Annotated in this window: 13 protein-coding genes; all 13 read right to left on the bottom strand. The window is 37.2% G+C overall.

The window, feature by feature from the left end:
* Nucleotides 1-427: 427 nt before the first annotated feature.
* The 13 genes from C8N46_RS08550 to C8N46_RS08490 all read right to left on the bottom strand — a co-directional run bounded on the left by C8N46_RS08550 (nucleotide 428) and on the right by C8N46_RS08490 (nucleotide 19,158).
* Nucleotides 428-2,329 carry a cellulase family glycosylhydrolase gene (locus C8N46_RS08550; RefSeq protein ID WP_108114461.1) on the bottom strand — a complete coding sequence of 634 codons (1,902 nt, stop codon included), beginning with the start codon at nucleotides 2,327-2,329 and terminating at the stop codon, nucleotides 428-430.
* Between the two features lie 194 nt (nucleotides 2,330-2,523).
* Nucleotides 2,524-3,357, bottom strand: a complete 834-nt coding sequence (locus C8N46_RS08545) for a T9SS type A sorting domain-containing protein (RefSeq protein ID WP_108114460.1) — start codon at nucleotides 3,355-3,357, stop codon at nucleotides 2,524-2,526.
* Nucleotides 3,358-3,374: 17 nt separating this feature from the next.
* The gene (locus C8N46_RS08540; protein ID WP_108114459.1) at nucleotides 3,375-4,859 is read right to left on the bottom strand and encodes a glycoside hydrolase family 30 protein; all 1,485 of its coding nucleotides are present in this window, start codon (nucleotides 4,857-4,859) and stop codon (nucleotides 3,375-3,377) included.
* Nucleotides 4,860-4,874: 15 nt separating this feature from the next.
* Nucleotides 4,875-6,290 carry a glycoside hydrolase family 30 protein gene (locus tag C8N46_RS08535; RefSeq protein WP_245896766.1) on the bottom strand — a complete coding sequence of 472 codons (1,416 nt, stop codon included), beginning with the start codon at nucleotides 6,288-6,290 and terminating at the stop codon, nucleotides 4,875-4,877.
* A gap of 42 nt (nucleotides 6,291-6,332) precedes the next feature.
* Nucleotides 6,333-8,057 carry a SusE domain-containing protein gene (locus C8N46_RS08530; protein WP_108114457.1) on the bottom strand — a complete coding sequence of 575 codons (1,725 nt, stop codon included), beginning with the start codon at nucleotides 8,055-8,057 and terminating at the stop codon, nucleotides 6,333-6,335.
* A 17-nt stretch (nucleotides 8,058-8,074) separates the two neighbouring features.
* Nucleotides 8,075-9,550 carry a RagB/SusD family nutrient uptake outer membrane protein gene (locus tag C8N46_RS08525; RefSeq protein WP_108114456.1) on the bottom strand — a complete coding sequence of 492 codons (1,476 nt, stop codon included), beginning with the start codon at nucleotides 9,548-9,550 and terminating at the stop codon, nucleotides 8,075-8,077.
* Nucleotides 9,551-9,561: 11 nt separating this feature from the next.
* Nucleotides 9,562-12,510, bottom strand: coding sequence for a SusC/RagA family TonB-linked outer membrane protein (locus C8N46_RS08520; RefSeq protein WP_108114600.1), 2,949 nt, complete (start codon nucleotides 12,508-12,510; stop codon nucleotides 9,562-9,564).
* Between the two features lie 263 nt (nucleotides 12,511-12,773).
* On the bottom strand, nucleotides 12,774-14,309 hold the full coding sequence (locus C8N46_RS08515; RefSeq protein WP_158269109.1) for a DUF6377 domain-containing protein: 1,536 nt from the start codon (nucleotides 14,307-14,309) through the stop codon (nucleotides 12,774-12,776).
* A gap of 531 nt (nucleotides 14,310-14,840) precedes the next feature.
* Nucleotides 14,841-15,374, bottom strand: coding sequence for a LacI family DNA-binding transcriptional regulator (locus C8N46_RS08510; RefSeq protein WP_108114454.1), 534 nt, complete (start codon nucleotides 15,372-15,374; stop codon nucleotides 14,841-14,843).
* Nucleotides 15,371-16,039, bottom strand: a complete 669-nt coding sequence (locus C8N46_RS08505; protein ID WP_108114453.1) for a bifunctional 4-hydroxy-2-oxoglutarate aldolase/2-dehydro-3-deoxy-phosphogluconate aldolase — start codon at nucleotides 16,037-16,039, stop codon at nucleotides 15,371-15,373. Before C8N46_RS08505 ends, C8N46_RS08510 begins: the two co-directional genes overlap by 4 nt.
* A gap of 2 nt (nucleotides 16,040-16,041) precedes the next feature.
* Complete coding sequence (locus C8N46_RS08500; RefSeq protein WP_108114452.1) at nucleotides 16,042-17,064, bottom strand: sugar kinase; 1,023 nt, start codon at nucleotides 17,062-17,064, stop codon at nucleotides 16,042-16,044.
* 39 nt (nucleotides 17,065-17,103) lie between these two features.
* A complete protein-coding gene (locus tag C8N46_RS08495; RefSeq protein ID WP_108114451.1) occupies nucleotides 17,104-17,868 on the bottom strand; it encodes an SDR family NAD(P)-dependent oxidoreductase in 765 nt (254 codons plus the stop codon).
* Between the two features lie 18 nt (nucleotides 17,869-17,886).
* A complete protein-coding gene (locus C8N46_RS08490; protein ID WP_108114450.1) occupies nucleotides 17,887-19,158 on the bottom strand; it encodes an MFS transporter in 1,272 nt (423 codons plus the stop codon).
* Nucleotides 19,159-19,244 lie beyond the last annotated feature (86 nt).

The raw sequence follows: 19,244 nt of genomic DNA, 5'->3' as shown, positions 1-19,244 counted from the left end.
GTACTTTTTACAAGCTCAATAAAATCAACACTTTCCAAGGATTTTAACATTAGATTCCCGTATTGGTTTATCTTGAGCTAAGTCGAAAGACAGGAACTATGGTTTTGTCTCATAGTATGCATTGGGTTCAAATTATCATAGAGCGTTTTATTTTTCACTAAAATTAAAAGGAATGTTTGTGTAAGAGTATACCTTGACTAGGGTATTTTTTAAGTCACTTTTAAGAATACGTACAAGCCTTCAAAAACAAAAAAAGCTGTAAATACTATAAAGGAGAGTATGCTAATCATGGTGTTGGTTGATTCGATATTTTGTTTTCAAGTTGAAAACTAAAAAACAAAATTGATACTTTTTAAGAAATTTGCTTTAATACACCTAAAAACAAATTCCTTAAAAAGTATCATTGTATCATTGTTATGAATGGTTTTTATTTTTTGATGAATAATTTACTATAGGATTGACCAAATTCATCTTTGATATGTATTACATAACTTCCCGCAGTGAGTTTTCGAATGTCAATATGATTCTTTTCTATAGTTTGCGATAATACTTCTACTCCAATTGAATTATAAATAGCAACCGAATATTGATTACTTTTTTCTTTAAATTCAAAATGAAGTACATCAGCAGTAGGATTTGGATAAATTGAGAAATCGGTTCTGATGACTTCTTCATTTGCTGGCGTAATGAGTCCCAAATCATTTGTTGCTGTGCGTGGCGCACTCGTTGTATTCCAGTCAAAAACTTCCCAACCTGAAGCAGTTTCTCTATTACAATTCATTCCACTAGACGATCCACCTTCCGAGCTTACAAATTTTCCATTGAAGCCTTTTAATGCGACTTTTCCATCGATTTCAATCCATTCAAAAGATTCCCAACCCGAAGCATTCACACTGTTACAAGTCATTTCAGAAAGTCCGTTTTGCGAGTTTACATATCGATTGTTATTTCCGCGTAAAGCGATTTTATTGTCGCCCGAACTGATTACCTGAAATTTTTCCCAACCGCCAATACTAGTTCTATTCGCTGTTATAGGACCTGAACCGTTATTGGAAGAAACATATTTTCCATTATTTCGCAACCATATATATGAACCAATTGGTTTTGGCGGAATTAACAAACTGTGCAGCGAACTTCGAAATGTTGAATTCGAAAGTCGTATGCGACCTATCAATCGATTGAGCGTAGTTTCGGTTTCACTCACTGAAGGTCTATTGTTAGAATCGCCACGTAAATACGGTGCAATTTTATTTCGCCATCGCGCTGGACTTGAATATGAATATATAGATCTTGCAGTGTTTTCTCGTTTCCATGCCCAAAATGCCCAATTCACATTTTGAGAATCGTAATCGGTTCGTGCAGCTTTTACCCAAGTCTCGGTATTTTCTCCAAATTCGCCCGTAAACAACGGAATATTTAACCCTAATGCTTGATTTCTAATCGTGTTTAGACTAGGATTGGGATTACTTTCTCCTTGTGGTCCGTAGTAATGATTTGAAAACACCAATTTACTATCCCAACGCTCCAACATATCATAAAAATCACTTCCATAATAGTTTCCTTCTGCAAAAACCAAATGTCGTGTATCTACTTGACGAATAAAGGAAGTCATTTCTTTGTACGCTTGCATCAAACGATGTTTATTATTATCTAACACAGGTTCATTTAGCAAATCGTATCCTGCCAACCATTCGTTTCCTGACCTGTTAGCATATCTTCCTGCTACATGTTTCCATACTTCTTTGGCAATATTTACATTACTCCAATCACTTTTCCAAAAATTTACGCTCGTTCCTGGATTGTCAGAATGATGATCTGGATTTTGATATCCAGGCGCGGCATGCATGCAAAAAATGACGTACACATTGTTGTTTTTTGCCCATGTCAACGCAAGATCTAACCAAGTAAATCCGTCGTTTTTAGTAGTTCCCGTAGCATCATCCCAAAACATATTATAATGAAATGGAATGCGAATTACGTTGAAACCAAGTTCTTTCACTTTGGCAAAATCCGAATTTGTAATATAATTATATCGCCAATTGTTTTCAAAGTTTGAAATTTTTGTTTCGCTATTTCCCAGCAAATCTTTCAATCCTGCTCTAATTTGTGAATGCGATTTGATACCTTCTTTGTCTAAATTCATCATGTAACCTTCCCACAAGAGCCAGTTTCCAAAATTAACGCCTCGTAATGTAATGGGATTTCCGTCCTTGAGTATTTTACCTCCAGTATTGGAAACGGTTAATAATTGTGCAAACGCTATGCTTGTCGCGAAACAAAAGACAATCAAAGCGAGTCTTATTCTTGGTACATAATTTTTAGTTTTCATAATTTTTTGGTTTTTGGTGGTTTATTTGATTGGGTTTTAGGTTTTAGGTTTTAGGTGTTTGGTTTTGGGTGTTTGCTCCTAGCCTTTAGCTTTTGGCTAATGGTTATTGATGGTTGAATTTTAATGTTTAATTCTTGATTCTTGACTCCTAATGCCAAGTACCAAATGCCTAATCCCTAATTATAGAAGCAACTCTAAAAAACAAGTACTTTTTGAATCTGTCGTTTGTTTTGATTTTCTATTTGAATGAAATACAATCCGTTGGTTAATCCGTTGAAATCTATCTGTAGTTCTTGGGAATGCACTTTTTTTGGGGAACGAACTTGTCTTCCACTCACATCAATAATTGTAACCGTAGTCGCTGCATTAACAGCGTTTGCCTGTGTCAATACTGCACTGCGTTCTTGTGGATTATAAATAACTTTAACATCATTTTTGGCAACTTCATCAATACTCAAACTTGCGGGAGTCACAATTTCAAACTGCTGATTCTGATTCATTCCATCAACATCAAATGTTTGAATTTTCGCTTCTGAATTTCCGCCGTCAATATCAAATGCTTTTACAGGAACATTAGTCGAACCAAAATTACAAGCAGCGTCAAAGGCAATTTCTAAGGTATATTTGTTTGTAATTCCTGTGGCAGAAACTTTAAAAAATATCCAATCGCTCGTATCGGCAAAACCCACTTGAACATCACCAAAAACACCACACCAACCATCTTTAACACCTAAGTAAGTGTTATCGCCCACATTCTGAATCGTGTAAATATCATTTCCTTGATGCGTGAATGTCCAAAGTTGCAAATCGTCGTTTGCATCTTGTGATGCCATGCGTGCTCTTCCTATGATTAAGTTGTCTGGATTTCCTGGATTGCCTTGCGGAATAGTGTTTACACTCATGACTTCCGTATTTACGGTATTGAAAATCTTATACGTTCCGTCTGCGATAATTTGTGCGGAAGCAATCGTACAACACGCAAAAATGATGACCAACGTTAGTAAAATAGTTATGTAGTTTTTTTTCATATCAAAAAAATTTAAGATTAATAAATTATAGATTGAATCGCGTGTGGCGCGATGGAAAGTTGTACTTCTTTATGTGCTACCAACAGTTTGTAACCAATGGTTTCATCGGTTGAGTTCATCACAACAGTTACGATGCTTCCATCTGGGTTTTGAAAGGAGGTACTTTCCAACGTGCTTCTGCTCGTAGTAGTACTAATGCGTTTTGCGTTCGGCTTGATAAATTTTGAAAAGTGACCGATATAATAGTACGAAGGTGTATAAATTAACTCGTTGGTTCTCGTATCTGCGTGAATCGGCGCAAAGCAGAAATTTTGCACATGATTCGGTCCACCAGTATGATCCAACAAAATATTCCAGTCTGTCCAACCAACCGTTCCATGATTGAAATCATTGATCATGGAGTTTCCGTAACGTTCTGCATTCGACCAACGTTGGTAGGCTTTTTCATCAAATTTTTCCTGACAACCTTCGGTAAACAACAAATTCTTCGTTGGAAAGGACGTGTTTATGTTTCCTAAGTTTTCATATTTGGCATCGCCACCAGTCCAAGTTTCGTACCAATGAAACCCAATTCCCCAAGCGTATTTCGCAGCTTCTGCATCTTCAAAAATAGTATTAGCTCTGTGCGAAATTAGGTCACGATTATGATCCCAAACTACTATTTTTTTATCGCTCAATCCATTTTTCTCAAAGGTTGGACCAAGATTATTTTTTAAGAAATCACGCTCTTCTTCCGCCGAATAAATACACGATTCCCACCGTTGTGTCGCCATCGGTTCATTTTGAATGGTTACGCCCCAAACAGGAATGCCTTCTGCTTCGTATGCTTTGATAAATTTCACAAAATAATCTGCCCAAGTTTGGTAATATTCTGGTAATAATTTTCCGCCGCGCAACATGTGTTTATTGGTTTTCATAAATGCAGGCGGACTCCACGGACTCGCATAAAACACCAAATCATCAGCAATCATTTTTGTGGCACGTTTAATCATTGGAATGCGTTTTTCTTTGTCTTTTGTGATGGAAAAAGTTTCTAGTTTTTCGTCGCCTTCTTCAATATACGTGTAGCTTCCCAAACCAAAATCACTACTGTGAATACTTGTGCGAATGATGTTGTAATTGATGCCATTTTCAGAATAATATGCGTTGAGTAATTCCTCTTGTTTATCAGCAGAAAGTTTAGAGAACACTTCTGCGGAAGCATCCGTAATAGCGCCACCAATTCCTAAAAATTCTTGAAATTTTTTGTGTGGATTTACAAACACAGCAACTTCAGTTTCCAACGGTTGCGCTGCTTTTGAAAACGTTTTATCAACTTCGTTGGTCAAACGTAGATTTGTGTTTTCCGCCGTTGTATATACAGTTGCTTTTTTCAAATTAAACACTTCTTTTTCAACATTTTCTGCTAACAAATCAGTATTTTTCTTTGGTTTCGTTTCGACAGTAGTACATGAGGCCAATAGCAATCCTGCTACGACTGGGATGATATATTTTATGTTCATGTTTATTGTGTTTTATTACCAAACATAGGTTCCTACGGAGCCAGCTGGCAGAATGGTAGTTATAGGTTCTGATTGTACGTTTATATTGAAATTTTTCTGTGTGTCCGTATTGTTTAATACAAGGACAACTACATTTCCATTCGGGGTTTTGTAAGCAACATTTGGCAAATCTGTTAAATAATTTGAACCAATTCGAACGGAACCGACAGGAACAAATTTGGCAACTTGCGCTACAATGTAATAGGCTGAATTTCGAGTAATATTATTTCCGTCAATCGTAATCGCTCCTAAGCAATTTGTACAACCTCCATCTGTAAACGGTCCGTTGTTTGGGTTTGCGGCTAAATTCCATTCCAATACGTTTTTACTCCAATTTCGCGGCGCTCCAATCATGAGTTCTCTAAAATGCCAACGAATGTCTTCTTGAAAATTTCCTGGCGCTTCAATCCATTGTTCGGTGAAGTAGATATTTTTATCAGGATGCGCGTTGTGCACCAAACTCAAATTGTTGATTTGTCCCGCGTATAAATGAAAAGCAGAACCGTCAATAAAACTGTTTGCAGTTGCGTTGTTCAAAACAGCAATTGGATAATTGGTATTGTCTGGATTGTGATCAAAGGCAATAATTTTTGTGCTAATATTTGCCGAAGCAAACGCTGGACCTAAATGATTTCCAATAAAATCTATTTGTTGTGCTGCAGACATGACCATGCTTGGATTGTTGAATGGATTTTCGGGTTCGTTTTGTACCGTTATCGCATCAATAGTAATTCCTTCTGCTTGCATGGCTTCAATATATTTTACGAAGTAATTTGCATAGGTTCCGTAATATTCTGTGCGTAATTCTCCACCAACTGAACTTTGATTGGTTTTCATCCACGAAGGTGCGGACCAAGGCGTAGCGAGAATTTTTATGTTGGGATTGATGGCTAAAATTTCTTGTAACACTGGAATTAAATTCGCTTGATCTGGATTGATACTAAAGTTGTCCAAATTCACATCGGTTTGACCTGATGATAAGTCGTTGTAACTAAAAACCGTCGCATCCAAATCAGAAGCGCCAATACTGATACGCAAATACGAAGTGGCTACATCATCTTCTCCATTACCAAACAATTCGTTTAACAAACTGCTTCTCGCACCTGACGACATGTTATTAATGAGTTGTGCACTTCCGCCCGTGAGCGTAAATCCAAAACCATCCATTTCTTGGAAAGTTTCGTTTTCGTTTATACTAATTGTTGGATTGTTGTTGGTCACTAACGGAAATACATTGCTTTGCTGTAACGTAATTAAGCTAGATTGGTCTGGCGTTGTAAGATAGAAATCTACGTTCACTTCCGCTTGTGCAGGCGGATTGTATACAGGCATTTCATCATCGCTGCATGCAGAATTCAAGCAACATAACATTGCTAGTAACAAAAATTTCATGGTTTGTATGTTTTGTATGTTCATTTTCAAATTTTATAGCGTTTAGGGAGCAAATTCGTAGGTTCCTGTTTGGTAATCGTTGGCTAGTATGATGGTTACTGTATAAGTTCCGTCAGTGGTTATATTTACCAAATTGGAACCACCTCCATTTATTAAATTTCCTGAAAGTGCGCTTGGATTGTCACTTCCTAAATCAAAATCCCACGGACTTATAAATTTACTGTCGTATCCTGCCGTTAAATCCACAGTAATGGTATACGTGTTTGGATGCGAATAGTTCATTTGTGTTTCTACGCGATCATCCCAAATTTGCCAATGAAATAGCTTAAAGTTATAGAATGTCCAATTGAGTTGTGGCACACTAAAGTCAATACTGAAACGCAGCGCACGATCATTTGATACTGTAAACGTATTACTGTTTTCAAACAAGGTCAAGTCGTCCGAAACACGATCGCCGTCAGCATTTACGGTTTCTGCAAGATTTGCATTTACGGAATATGAAACTCCAGAACCGTCCATGGCACTGTTAAGCGTATATGAATTGCTTGCTTGCATTGGAATGAATTCGTTAGAACTGAACACATCACCATCTTTAGAAAATTCATAAATCATTGTACCATTTTCAAAAAGAAATAATTGACTTGGCGTTGCAATCGGATATATGACTGTATTGTCTTCTTCAAACGAATAAGAATAATTTTCTGCCGAAAGGTCTAAGGTGACAATGTACAATCCTGTAAGATCGTTTGGAATATCTTCAATAGAAAGTCCTTGATTGGTTGCATCGTTTTCCAATACTAATGTATTTGGCGTTCCTACGACACGTTTTAGCAAATACGCCCAGTCACCATTCGCTCTAAAGACAAATCCACCCGTATTTTCAAGATTGATAGAGGCCTGCCAGATTCCGTTTCCTTGGTATTGCAACGGTTCATCTCCGCCCCAACCGCCCTGTACAGGCGATCCAACCATTCCCCAATAGTTGATTTGTAAGAGTTCGTACGTATTGGTATCTAAATTGATTCGGATTCTGTATTGTCCGTCATTTTCTGCTACGATTCCATCACCAAAGAGTTCTAAGTTTCCTTCACTTCCACCGTATACCAATGCTGGTAAACTGCGCTCACTGTAAAATTTATACGTTTCGCCGCCAATTAAACTTGTGTAAACTTCATGAATGTTTGCATTCAATCCGTTTGTGTCGGTGAGTCGTCTCATGACAATGGCTTCCGCCAGATTGTTGTTATTTTCGGTTGCTGTTCCAGAAATGTAAAGCTTCGTCGGAACGATTTCATTTTCAAACCGTGTGACACTCATATCGCCAGTTGCGATGCTACTTTTGCTTAAACTGTTCGCTTTTACAGCAAAAGATATAGTTGCTTCTGAGTTTGCTGGATATCCTCCATACGCCAACGCTTCATTGATCGCTTCATACGTAATCGAAACTGATGTTTCCGTTCCGTTATTGGACGAAGCTGTTGCTAAAATTGGCGTGCTAAAATCTGTGGTTCCTAAGGTATCAATCATCACTTCATAGGTGACAGCATAGCCTGCAGATGATTCCGCAGCGTCCCAAGTAAATGTGATGGTTTCGTTTGGTGTTGTTTCATCCAAAATAATGGAAGTTGTTTCGGTTGGCGCGGTAATTACTGGCGCACTTAACGTCCACTCACCTTCTGGTTGCAGATTTTCTTCCTTCTGACAAGAAATCAAACCGACAAGCGCGATTACAAATAACGTAATGATTTGTACATACTTCTTTTTCATTTGTTCATTTTTTTAGATTATAGTGGATTTTGAACTAGCGCAGGATTTCTATCGAGTTCCTGCTGTGGAATTGGTAATAGTTTTTTTGCTTCTGTCATATTGTAATTCACAGGACTTCCGTTGCGTAAATCTATTTCGTTGAGATTGTTCATGGTGCTGACTAATTGATTGTAGCGTGCCAAATCGTCCCAACGTTGTCCTTCTTGAAAGAGTTCCAATCGGCGTTCTTTTAAGATCGTTTCTCGCAATACTTGTTGCGAATTGCTTTGTGCCATCGTCAAATCAGGCAAACCTGCACGATTGCGAATTCGGTTGACTTCTGTTACTGCATTTCCAAGTTGATTCAATTCATTGTACGCTTCTGCTTTCAACAACACAATGTCGCCGTAGCGTAAAAGGTATGTATTGTCTGCGCTTGCAAAACCGTTGGCATTTTTCCATTTGTAACTAAAAGGAATCGCACTTCCTTGCGCATTTCCCCAGTATTCATCTACCCATTGCACAGATTCGAAGAGAATTGCCGTGTTTTTTCTGATGACATCACCTTCTGCATCAAACGCATTGACCAAATCTACCGAAGGCGTGACAAATTTTCGCCACGTATCTCCACTGATGGAAGGCGGCAATAAGAGTTGCGGACCAAAGTTTCCTTCGTTTCCTCCTAAATATTGTACTTCTAGAATTGATTCTGCATTGTTGTAATTGTTGCCATCAAAAAGTTGTGGGTATGCAATTAGTTGATAGTTTGCCGTACTATTTTCTACCGCTTCAATGTGTGACAAAACCGCGTTGTAATCTGGCATAGGTTGTTGTGCATACGCTTTTGCTGCTAAGGCATGTGCTGCTCCCGAAGTTGCTCTAGCTTTGTTAATGCTGGCATCATTTCCGTACACATCTGGCAATAATGTTGCTGCGAGTTCTAAATCGGAGGTAATTTGTGTGTAAATTTCTGTTGCCGTTGCACGTGGAATGTTGACACTTTCACTATCGGTTGAGGTGATTGTGTTTAGAATTAGTGGAACGCCGCCCCACAATTTTACCAAAGTAAAATAGTGATACGAACGTAAAAAGTACGCTTCGCCTTTGATTTGATTTCGGCGTTCTTCTGTGAGTAATGGATCGTTGATTCCATCTACACGTTCTAATACCAAATTGGCTTTTGAGATTGCATTGTAAATGTTGGACCAATGTGTGAATAAGCGTGAATGCGTTGGCGCGATGTCTAAAAAGTCGATTTGAAATATTTCTGGATTGTCGCCACCTGCATACGCATTGTCTGATCGTACATCTTGAAAGAGAATGTTGTCCCACACATAGTACTCGGAGGATTGAAACGACTCGTACGCACCTACTAAGGCTGCTTCTATTTGACTTGCAGATTCGTAGGCATTTCCACTCGTTTCTTCTGATATCGGATCTAATTCTAGGAAATCGTTACAGGAAATCGTGATGATTCCGATCAAGAGAATGAATATGTTTTTATAGATTTTCATAACAAAGCTTTTTAAAATTGAACATTGAGTCCGAAGATTAGGTTTCTGGTTTGTGGGTAGGTTCCGAAGTCAATTCCTCGAACCGTGTTGCTTCCGCCGAAAGCGTTTACTTCTGGATCAAATCCCGAATACTCGGTAATCGTAAAGATATTTTCGCCCGTAGCGTAGAGTTTCAAACTGCTAATGTGTAATTTTTCTAAAAATCGAGAAGGCACGTTGTAACTTAGCGTGATTGCCTTGAATCGCAGATATGACGCATCTTCAATAAATCGTGTAGAGACTCTGGAATTGTCGCTATTTCCGAAACTTGCACGTGGAATATTCGTGATATCACCAGGTTGACGCCAACGGTTTAATACAGCTGTTGACTGATTTTTAGGATCAATCATACCTTCGGTTTCTATACGTGTAGCGTTGAGTAAATCATTTCCTTGCGAACCTTGCAAAAAGATGAATAATCCAAATCCTTTGTAATTGATGGTGTTTGTGATTCCATAGAAAAAATCGGGATTGGCATCACCAATAATGGTTCTGTCGTCTGGACTTGGCGTAAAGGTTGAATTTCCGTTTCTATCAATGTAAAACGCATTTCCTGTTGCTGGATCAACGCCACCAAAGATATATCCGTACAACGAACCTAAGGGTTCACCTTCGCGCACAATACTCGCCTCGCCTCTTCCGCCTGCAATACCACCTTGCAGAATTTCCTGCCCCACCAAATCGATGACTTCATTTTCGTTGAAAGAGATGTTGAAACTCGTTCTCCATGACAGATTTTCTTTTTGAATATTGATACTGTTCACCGCAAATTCGAGTCCTTTATTTCTCAGTTCACCAATGTTTTGGATGGCGCTGTCAAAACCTGTTGCGGTTGGTAGCGGTGCGTTAAGTAGCAAATCACGCGTATTTTTGATGTATGCGTCCGCAGTAAGGCTAATTCTGTTATCAAACAACGAAAGGTCAATTCCGACGTTCATTTGCTCGGATTCTTCCCATTTGAGTTCTAAGTTTTCGATAGACGCAGGAAAGGTTCCAGGTTGCACAACACCTCCAAATGGATAGTTGGCACCATTTCCTACTCTCCCTAAATACGCGTAGTTTGCTATTTGGTCGTTCCCTACAATTCCCCAGCCTGCTCTTAGTTTTAAGTCACTAATGATAGATTCTTCAGGAATAAATTTTTCTTTGGAGATTCGCCAACCCAGTGAGAACGATGGAAAATATCCCCAACGTTTGTTAGGTCCAAAAGCACTGGAACCGTCCGCACGAAAATTCACGGTTAACAAATATGTATCATCGTAATTGTAATTGATTCTACTTAGAAAAGAAGAATTGGCACGTTCTGATTTGAATGCCGTAGCATTGAATAATTCTGAACCGCCGTTTGGTGTCGTCACCGCAGCGCTTGCAAAGTTTCTAGTTTGGATAGAGCTGTTTTCAAAGAGAAATTTTTGATTTACAGAACCCACCAACGCTTCTAAAGAATGCTTTCCGAATACGTTGGTATAGCTTATTGTATTTTCTAAAATGAAATAGGAGTTTTTGTTAGTGTTGTTAATAGCTTGTCCGCCAATTGCTACCCCAAAACCTGTTCGAGAAGCATCTAGAAACGAGTCAAAAATACCGTTGCTGTTGTCAATTCCATAATTGATTTTGTATTTGAAATTTTTTAAGAATTTTGCTTCTGCATAGAGATTTCCCAAAAAACGCTGACTATTAAACTCACGGTCGAGTCCGTCTGTACTTGCCAATGGATTTTCCCAGTTTTGGAAAGGATTGCTAGCAAACATTCCATCTTCATTAAATACACCGATGATAGAAGGTGTTGTTAAGGCTCCGAGCAAAACACCACCTTGATTTACATTGTTATTATCGTTTACATCCACGTCTCGGTAGCGTGTGTAGGCAATTCTTGAACCGATTTTCAACCAATCATTGATGTCTTGATCTAAGTTTATTTTGAAGTTGGTTCTGTCTAATTCTGCACTTCTTACCGCGCCTTCTTGCGAAATATATCCTGCCGATACAAAGTAGTTGGTATTATTGGATTTACCAGAAACGGATATTTGATAGTTTTGGGAGAAACCGTTTTGAAATATTTCATCTTGCCAATCGGTTCGTGCGGTAAAACTGTCCCAATCGGTACTTAATCCCAATTCGGTCATTAAGTCTCGATATTGTTCCCCGTTCAAAACTTCCAGAGTATTCCAGACTTGCGAGAAACCTGTGTACATGTCCAAACTGATTTTTGGCTTTTCCGTGGTTCCACGTTTCGTTGTAATAATTACAACGCCATTGGCACCTTGCGCTCCGTAGATTGCTGTAGACGACGCATCTTTTAATACAGTAATAGTGTCGATATCGCTTGGATTGATAGATCGTGTATCCGTTGTAGGAACTCCATCCACAACATATAAAGGTTCGCTTCCTGCGTTGATGGAATTGGTTCCACGAATTCGGATGCTGAATCCTTCTGAAGGTTTTCCTGAACTTGACAATACTTGCACACCTGCGGATTGTCCTTGAATTAGTGCGCCAACTTGTGTATTGGGACGTGATTCAAATGCTTCTCCGTCAATAATTGCCACCGAACCTGTGATGTCTTTTTTGAGCTGCGAACCATATCCAACAACCACAACTTCATCCAATGCATTGAGGTCATCTTCTAGTTGAACATTGATTTCTGTTTGTCCGTTAAACGTGATTTTCTTTGTTTTGAGTCCAACATAGCTAAACACTATCACTGTATTTTCAGTAAAGTTATAAGTGATGTCATATTTTCCATCAAAATCAGTACTGTCACCCTTACTTGTTCCTTCAATAATGACGGAAACTCCTGGAATTGGTACGCCGCTTGTGTCGGTTACTGTTCCTGATATTTTGTTTTGTGCGGTTGCGCAGATTCCATATACTAATAATATGGAAAAAATTGCGATGCGTTTTAGTGGTTGTATAATCATTTTTCTTTTGTGAATTGCTTCGTTTTTGAGTTTTCGAAAACGTTGTAGCAATTTACTTCGAAACGCAGGCTTTTTGAACAAGTGTGTTTTTAAAAGTGGATTCTTAAAGAGCTTATAAATTTATAAATAATTGTTTATAAGCAACTTAAAACCATTTTAACAAAACAAATAAGTGGATTTTGATAGCGTTTATTTTCCTAAAAACGTCGTGAATTTTCTTCAAATAGTAAATTAAGAAGCTTGAAAAAGAGAAAATTTAAATTTTATTGGATATTTTTTATCATATCCTCAAAAGTGTCTTTGTTTTTTGCAGAACTTTTAATGCTTGCGCGATAGTTGTATATGGTATTGACGGAGTAGCGCAGTATTTTTGCAATTCGTGAGCTGCTTGTAATTCCCAGTTTAATGAGTGCTAAAATACGAAGCTCTGTATTTAATTTTTTGTCATTTTTTAGGATGATTTGCGCGTCTGGTTTGAGCAACTCGTTGACGTACTTTACAAAGTCAGGATAGATATGAAGAAATGAACCATCGAAGTTTTTGTTGAAGATTTCTAGTTCTTCTTCTATGAATTGTTTGGATTTGGAGAGTTCTAGTAACGACTTCATTTGATTAGTGTTTACATATTTACGCACCAATTTTCGGTAGGTATCCAATTTCGTAATGTATTCAGAATAGAGATTTAGAAACGTTCCAATATATTGCTCTTTGACTTTATCCGATTCTGAAAGTTCTTGGTATAATCGTGTTAAATCTTCATTAGAAGCGTTGAGTTTTTCATTGAATTCTTGCAATTTTTCATTGGCAGTTTTGAGTTTGTTGCGCGCTTCTGATACTTTTTTAACTTGTTGAAATACAATGTAGATAGCTATGAGTAAAAATCCTGCTAAGATGCTTATAAAGATGAGCGATTGTTGTAGTTTTTCTTTTTGCTTTTCGCTACGTTCTTCATACGCCTTGGAAATCATAGGCAAACTGTTTGCAATGTTTACAAAACGAAGTTGCGAATTGTAGAATTCGGCATCATCAAAGGAAAAGTTTACATACCTGTGTGCGCGATCGATATCGCCTTCTTCAAACATAATTTTAGCCAGCGTTCCCATAGAAGCATTGTCTTTTACAGACGCTTCAATGTCTGATATTGCGGAAAGTATTAAGTATTGTTTTTGCTTTTCCTTGTCGTTCATTAATTCGTATAACAGCGAGCGTTCAAAAGTGATTAATGAAAAACCTCTGACACCCATTTTTACAGCTTCCAATCGTTGGGAATTGATTTTTAAGGCATCGTCTAACTTGCGATTATCACGTAAATTCTTTTCCTTGAGTCGCAATAATTCTTCCGAATTCGGATCTAACCGATTATATAAGGAATCTTGGTAAGCATCGTACAATTGCGAATACAAAGCTTTGCTACTTTTGACAGTTGTGTTGAAGGAAAGTCCGGAATATCCTTCTTTGTACGCAATATAATAGTCGTTGAGTAATTGTGTTGGCAGCGAATCTCTTTTGATTTCGTTGAGCGCGTCAATCGATTCTTTATAGCGTCCAGAATCAATAAGCAACATACTCAAAAGCAGCTTACTTTTGTTGAGAAACAAACTGTTGTTGAGCGTTTCGGCAATTTCAATATTTTGTTCAATATAATTTAATGCTTTGTTGAAACTGTAAAATTGATATTCGTCAATGACTTCATCATGAAGTAGGTATTTTTTTTCTAAATCGGAAGTTTGCGTTGCTTTTTCCAGTAATTGTTGAATGCGTACTTCTTTTTGTTTGTCGAATAGTTCGCGTTTCTCCATTTTAGCATCGAGTGCGATGAATAGGGAATCTAGGTTTTGGGCAAATAGTGAAACTTGAAAAGAAAAGATCACGAATGAAGTGAATATATAGCGTAATTGTTTGATATAAAATTGATTAAGCATTAATAGATTATAAATTTATTACTATCCATTAAATTCACAAAAATTATTTGTTTCAAAATCATTAAAAATTCGAATCTTATTGTAATCTATGCTATCAATCATTTAAAATCTTTATAAAAAATTGGAGTACCGTTTTTAACATTTTTTCAGAAGAACAAAACCATCTTAAAAACAAAAAAAGTCGCTGAAATTCAGCGACTTATAAAGGGTGAAAGACTGGGTTCACTTCGTCTTCACTCAGCGTGAACTTCTCCCCTTAATTACATATATCTAAAAAACAATTGCACAAAAAAACCTCTCGAAATTGAGAGGTTTGCTTTTGGGTGAAAGACCGGGTTCGAACTGGCGACCTCTGGAACCAAAATCTAGCAGGTCGCTTTATTAAAAAGCCAGTTTCACTTTGATAAATTAATCGAAATTAGAAAGTAATTTTGAAAACGTATGAATTGATAAGTCTTTTAATTGTTGCTCTTGCACTTCTTTTGATAGGCATATATGCTCTATGGGAAATTGATTTTTTATTTTTTTATAATATACATGAGAAGGTTTTGCCGAGGATATAATTACACCATCCACACTCCCGTCAAGAATACTTTTTAAACAATCTTTTTCACGTTTGGTTTCTTCAAAAGATTGAAACAAAATAATACGATAGCCAAATTTTGAAGCTACTTTTTCAATATGATACACAAACAAACCATAGATACTTTTATTAATTTGCGGAATGATAATCGCTACTGTTTTGGTTTGTTTTTTGCGTAAAGCAACTGCATAATTATGAGGTACATAATTATATTTTAAGGCTATTTTCTGTATTGCTTTTCGCGTATCTTTACTAATATCAAATTTATTATTTAGTGCTTTGGAAACCGTAGAAATTGAAAAGCCAGAAAGTTTTGATAATTCTTTTAATGTAATTGATGAAGATTGAGACAGGCTCATGTCTTTAATTCTTTTATGATTTTTAGCATGTTTTGTATTGTACTTTTTATTTTAATAAGATTAAATTCTCCGTTTTCTTTTTTATGAATCAACTTGGAACCCATTCCCACACACATGACACCAGCAGCAAACCAAGCTTCTAAATTTTCTTGTGTAGGAGATACGCCTCCTGTGGGCATAATACTTGTCCACGGTTGTGGTCCTTTAATTGCTTTTACAAATTCAGGACCATACATACTTCCTGGAAATAGTTTCACAATTTCACAACCCAATTCTTCTGCTTTGGCAATTTCTGTCAATGAACCGCAACCTGGCGACCATAATACTTTTCGTCTATTACAAACTACCGCAATATCTTCTCGCAACACAGGTGTTACAATAAAATTCGCACCAAGCGACATATACAACGAAGCCGAAGCTGCATCGGTTATTGAACCAACACCTAGTATCATTTCTGGAAGTTCTTCTCGAACATATAAACTAAGTTGTCCAAAAACTTCGTGAGCAAAATCACCCCGTGCAGTAAATTCTAACAAACGAGCGCCACCATCGTAACAAGCTTTTACAACTTGTTTAGCAATTTGAATATCATGATGATAAAAAAGTGGTACTAATCCCGTTTGATTCATAGTTTGTGCGACTGCTATCCGTGTAAATGTTGCCATAATTATCTTGATACTTTTCCGTTATTATTTCCTGCTAAGAAATTGTTGATATCCGTTGTTGATACTAAGTTGTAATCGCCATATATCGTGTGTTTTAGACAACAAGATGCAACAGCAATATTGATGGCTTTTTGTATGTCATTTTGATATTCCATTAATCCGTAAATCAATCCGCCCATAAACGCATCTCCGCTTCCTACTCTATCCACAACTGGCGTAACTTCTTTAATATCCGCATCGTAAATATGTTTTTTATCATATAAAATTCCTCCAATACGTTGATGTGAAGCACTCACCGAATAGCGAAGTGTAGTGGCAATGGTTTGTAAATTTGGACACCATTCAAAAATGCGATTGTACAAAGTTGGCAACGATTTTACATCTTGATAGTTTGGGTTGACTTTGTTATGTCCTAACATAAAATATGCCGTATCTATATCACCCAAAATGATGTTGCTATATTGCAGCATTTCTGGCATAACTTCGTACGGTTCTTTTCCGTATTTCCACAATTTAGATCGATAATTCAAATCACAAGAAATAGTAACTCCTAATTCATGCGCTGCTTTGATAGCTTCTAAGCATTCCTCAGCAGCTCCTTGTGAAATAGCAGGAGTAATACCGCTCCAATGAAACCATGTAGCCTCTTTTAAAATTTCCTTCCAGTTGAAAGTTCCTTTTTCTAAATTTGCCATGGCGCTATGCGTCCTATCATATACAACATTACTTGCTCGTGTTCCTGCGCCAGTTTCCAAAAAGTAGATTCCCAAACGATCTTTTCCGAAAGAAATATTATTTGTGTTTACGTTGCGTTTTCGCATCTCAATTAAAGCACACTCACCTATTTCATTATCGGGTAATCGCGTTACAAATTCACTTTGTATCCCTAAATTTGCCAACGAAACAGCTACATTGAATTCGCCGCCACCATACATGGCATTGAAAGACTTTGACTGAGAGAATCGTAAAAAACGTTCTGTAGAAAGTCGTAACATTATTTCGCCAAATGTGACTACTTTTTGCATGTGTAAAAATATAAAATCAAATTTCTATTAAAATACAATTTATATTCCAAGTGCTTGTCCACCGCCAATTTGAATCGTTTCAGCAGTTATGAAAGAAGCATCTTTGCTTGCTAAGAATGAAATAACACCAGCTATATCTTCTGGTTGTCCTAATCGTCCTAACATAATATTGTTTGCCCAAGAAGCGAAAACTTCTGGTTTTGTTGATTTTATTTGTGCGTGAAATGGTGTATCAATCGTACCTGGCGATACTGCATTTACACGAATTCCATATTCTGCTAAATCTTTTGCCAATGCTCTTGTAATTGCGTGAACACCTGCTTTTGATGTTCCGTAGATTCCTGCACCTGGTCCACCTGCTGTCCATCCTGCATTTGATGTATAGTTTATGATAGAAGGATGTTCCCCTTTTTTAAGAAATGGTATTGCTGCTCTGGAAGCAAAAAATACAGAGTCAAGATTTAATGCCATGACAAAACGGTAGAATTCTGTTGTCATTTCTTCAAATCGAGACCTTCCGCCTAATCCACCTGCGTTGTTGACAAGTACATCTATTTTACCGTATTTTTCTCCAATTTCGGTAATATTTTTAGTTACTTGATCTTCTTGTGTTACATCAAAACCATAATACTCTGCAGTAATTCCTGCGTCTGTTAATTCTTTAAGTTTTTCAGCACCAGCTTCATCGTTTATTCCATTTAAAATTACGGTATATCCGTCGTTACCTAATCTTTTTGCAACTTCGAAACCAATTCCACCAGTGGCGCCAGTAACAATGGCAACTTTTCCTTTATTGTTACTCATATTAAAATGTTTTTTTGTTTAGTTTATGTTATTTTCTATAGGTTTTATTTCTTTAATTAAAAGGTAAATTGACAATACTGCCAACGGCGCTAGTATTGCGAGTATGATAAATGCTGGCGTGTAAGAATCTTTGGTAATAATTGGAATTAACCAGTTCATTATTATTACTGAAACAGCACCAATACTTCCCCCCAAACCAGCTAAAGTCCCTACTGATTTTCCATTTAGCAAGTCGCTCGGAATTGTTTGGATATTACTGATTGAAAATTGGAATCCAAATAATACGATAAATACAAAGGAGACAAATTTTTCTGGTGTATCTGCAAAGAGTATCGCTGCAATGATTCCTAAGAAAATAATGATTCCGCCGATGGCAATCACTTTTTTTCGAGCTTTGTCAAGTGTTGTTTTGTTCATTAATTGTTTTACATACCAACCGCCAGCTAGACTACCAATCATAGCTCCTATATATGGAAACCATGCGTATAGTCCAATTTTTTTAACATCGAATCCGAATTCATCAAATAGGTATATAGGCATCCAAAATACAAATAGCCACCAAATAGGTTCGATAAAGAATCGCGCTGCAATTACGCCCCATGATTCTTTTTTGGAAAGAATTTGTATGACTGTTAGGCTTTTGTCATCTTCTACATTTTTACGACTTTCCAATCGTCCAGATTCTATATGTTCTTTTTCTTCTTCGGTAATCCAAGGGTGGTTTTTTGGTTGAGTTTTATTGAAGATTAACCATGGAATTATCCATAGAAAACCTAATACACCAATAATGATAAATGTTACTCGCCAACCGTAGGCTCCAAATAGTTCAGAGACCGCTGGCGCAGCTACAATGGATCCTATTGCTGCTCCAGAATTAAAAATTCCTTGTGCCAAGCCACGTTCTTTTATTGGAAACCATTCTGCATTGTTTTTTACTGCTCCTGGCCAATTTCCTGCTTCGGCTACACCTAGTAATCCTCTAAAAATTCCAAGTGATGCTGCTCCTTTTGCAAAGAAGTGTAATACAGAAGCCAACGACCAGAAAAAGATAGATAGTACAAAACCAATTTTTGTACCTACTTTGTCATATACTTTTCCTGAGATAAATTTACCCGCCGCATACGTAATGGTAAAGATGTTGATTATCCAGGAGTAGTCTTGTTTTGTAAGTCCTAAGTCTTTACTCATTTCTGGCCACATTATTCCTAATGCAGATCTATCAATATAGTTAATAATGGTAGCAAGACATACTAAGCCTATTATCCACCATCTGAGACCTCTTATTTTCATATTTTATGATTCATAGATACAAACTCCTTGAAAACACAAGTGCATGTATGTAGATTTTTGAGCAAATTTGCTCGATGTTGTCTGTA

The sequence above is a fragment of the Kordia periserrulae genome (assembly GCF_003054265.1).
GTDB lineage: Bacteria > Bacteroidota > Bacteroidia > Flavobacteriales > Flavobacteriaceae > Kordia > Kordia periserrulae.
This window is presented reverse-complemented; position numbering and strand designations above follow the sequence as displayed.

Coding starts and splice junctions, on each gene's coding strand:
- C8N46_RS08515 (WP_158269109.1), bottom strand. CDS start 14,309: ATGGAGAAACGCGAACTATTCGACAAACAAAAAGAAGTACGCATTCAA.
- C8N46_RS08550 (WP_108114461.1), bottom strand. CDS start 2,329: ATGAAAACTAAAAATTATGTACCAAGAATAAGACTCGCTTTGATTGTC.
- C8N46_RS08535 (WP_245896766.1), bottom strand. CDS start 6,290: ATGAAATTTTTGTTACTAGCAATGTTATGTTGCTTGAATTCTGCATGC.
- C8N46_RS08500 (WP_108114452.1), bottom strand. CDS start 17,064: ATGCAAAAAGTAGTCACATTTGGCGAAATAATGTTACGACTTTCTACA.
- C8N46_RS08545 (WP_108114460.1), bottom strand. CDS start 3,357: ATGAAAAAAAACTACATAACTATTTTACTAACGTTGGTCATCATTTTT.
- C8N46_RS08540 (WP_108114459.1), bottom strand. CDS start 4,859: ATGAACATAAAATATATCATCCCAGTCGTAGCAGGATTGCTATTGGCC.
- C8N46_RS08490 (WP_108114450.1), bottom strand. CDS start 19,158: ATGAAAATAAGAGGTCTCAGATGGTGGATAATAGGCTTAGTATGTCTT.
- C8N46_RS08520 (WP_108114600.1), bottom strand. CDS start 12,510: ATGATTATACAACCACTAAAACGCATCGCAATTTTTTCCATATTATTA.
- C8N46_RS08495 (WP_108114451.1), bottom strand. CDS start 17,868: ATGAGTAACAATAAAGGAAAAGTTGCCATTGTTACTGGCGCCACTGGT.
- C8N46_RS08530 (WP_108114457.1), bottom strand. CDS start 8,057: ATGAAAAAGAAGTATGTACAAATCATTACGTTATTTGTAATCGCGCTT.
- C8N46_RS08525 (WP_108114456.1), bottom strand. CDS start 9,550: ATGAAAATCTATAAAAACATATTCATTCTCTTGATCGGAATCATCACG.
- C8N46_RS08510 (WP_108114454.1), bottom strand. CDS start 15,374: ATGAGCCTGTCTCAATCTTCATCAATTACATTAAAAGAATTATCAAAA.
- C8N46_RS08505 (WP_108114453.1), bottom strand. CDS start 16,039: ATGGCAACATTTACACGGATAGCAGTCGCACAAACTATGAATCAAACG.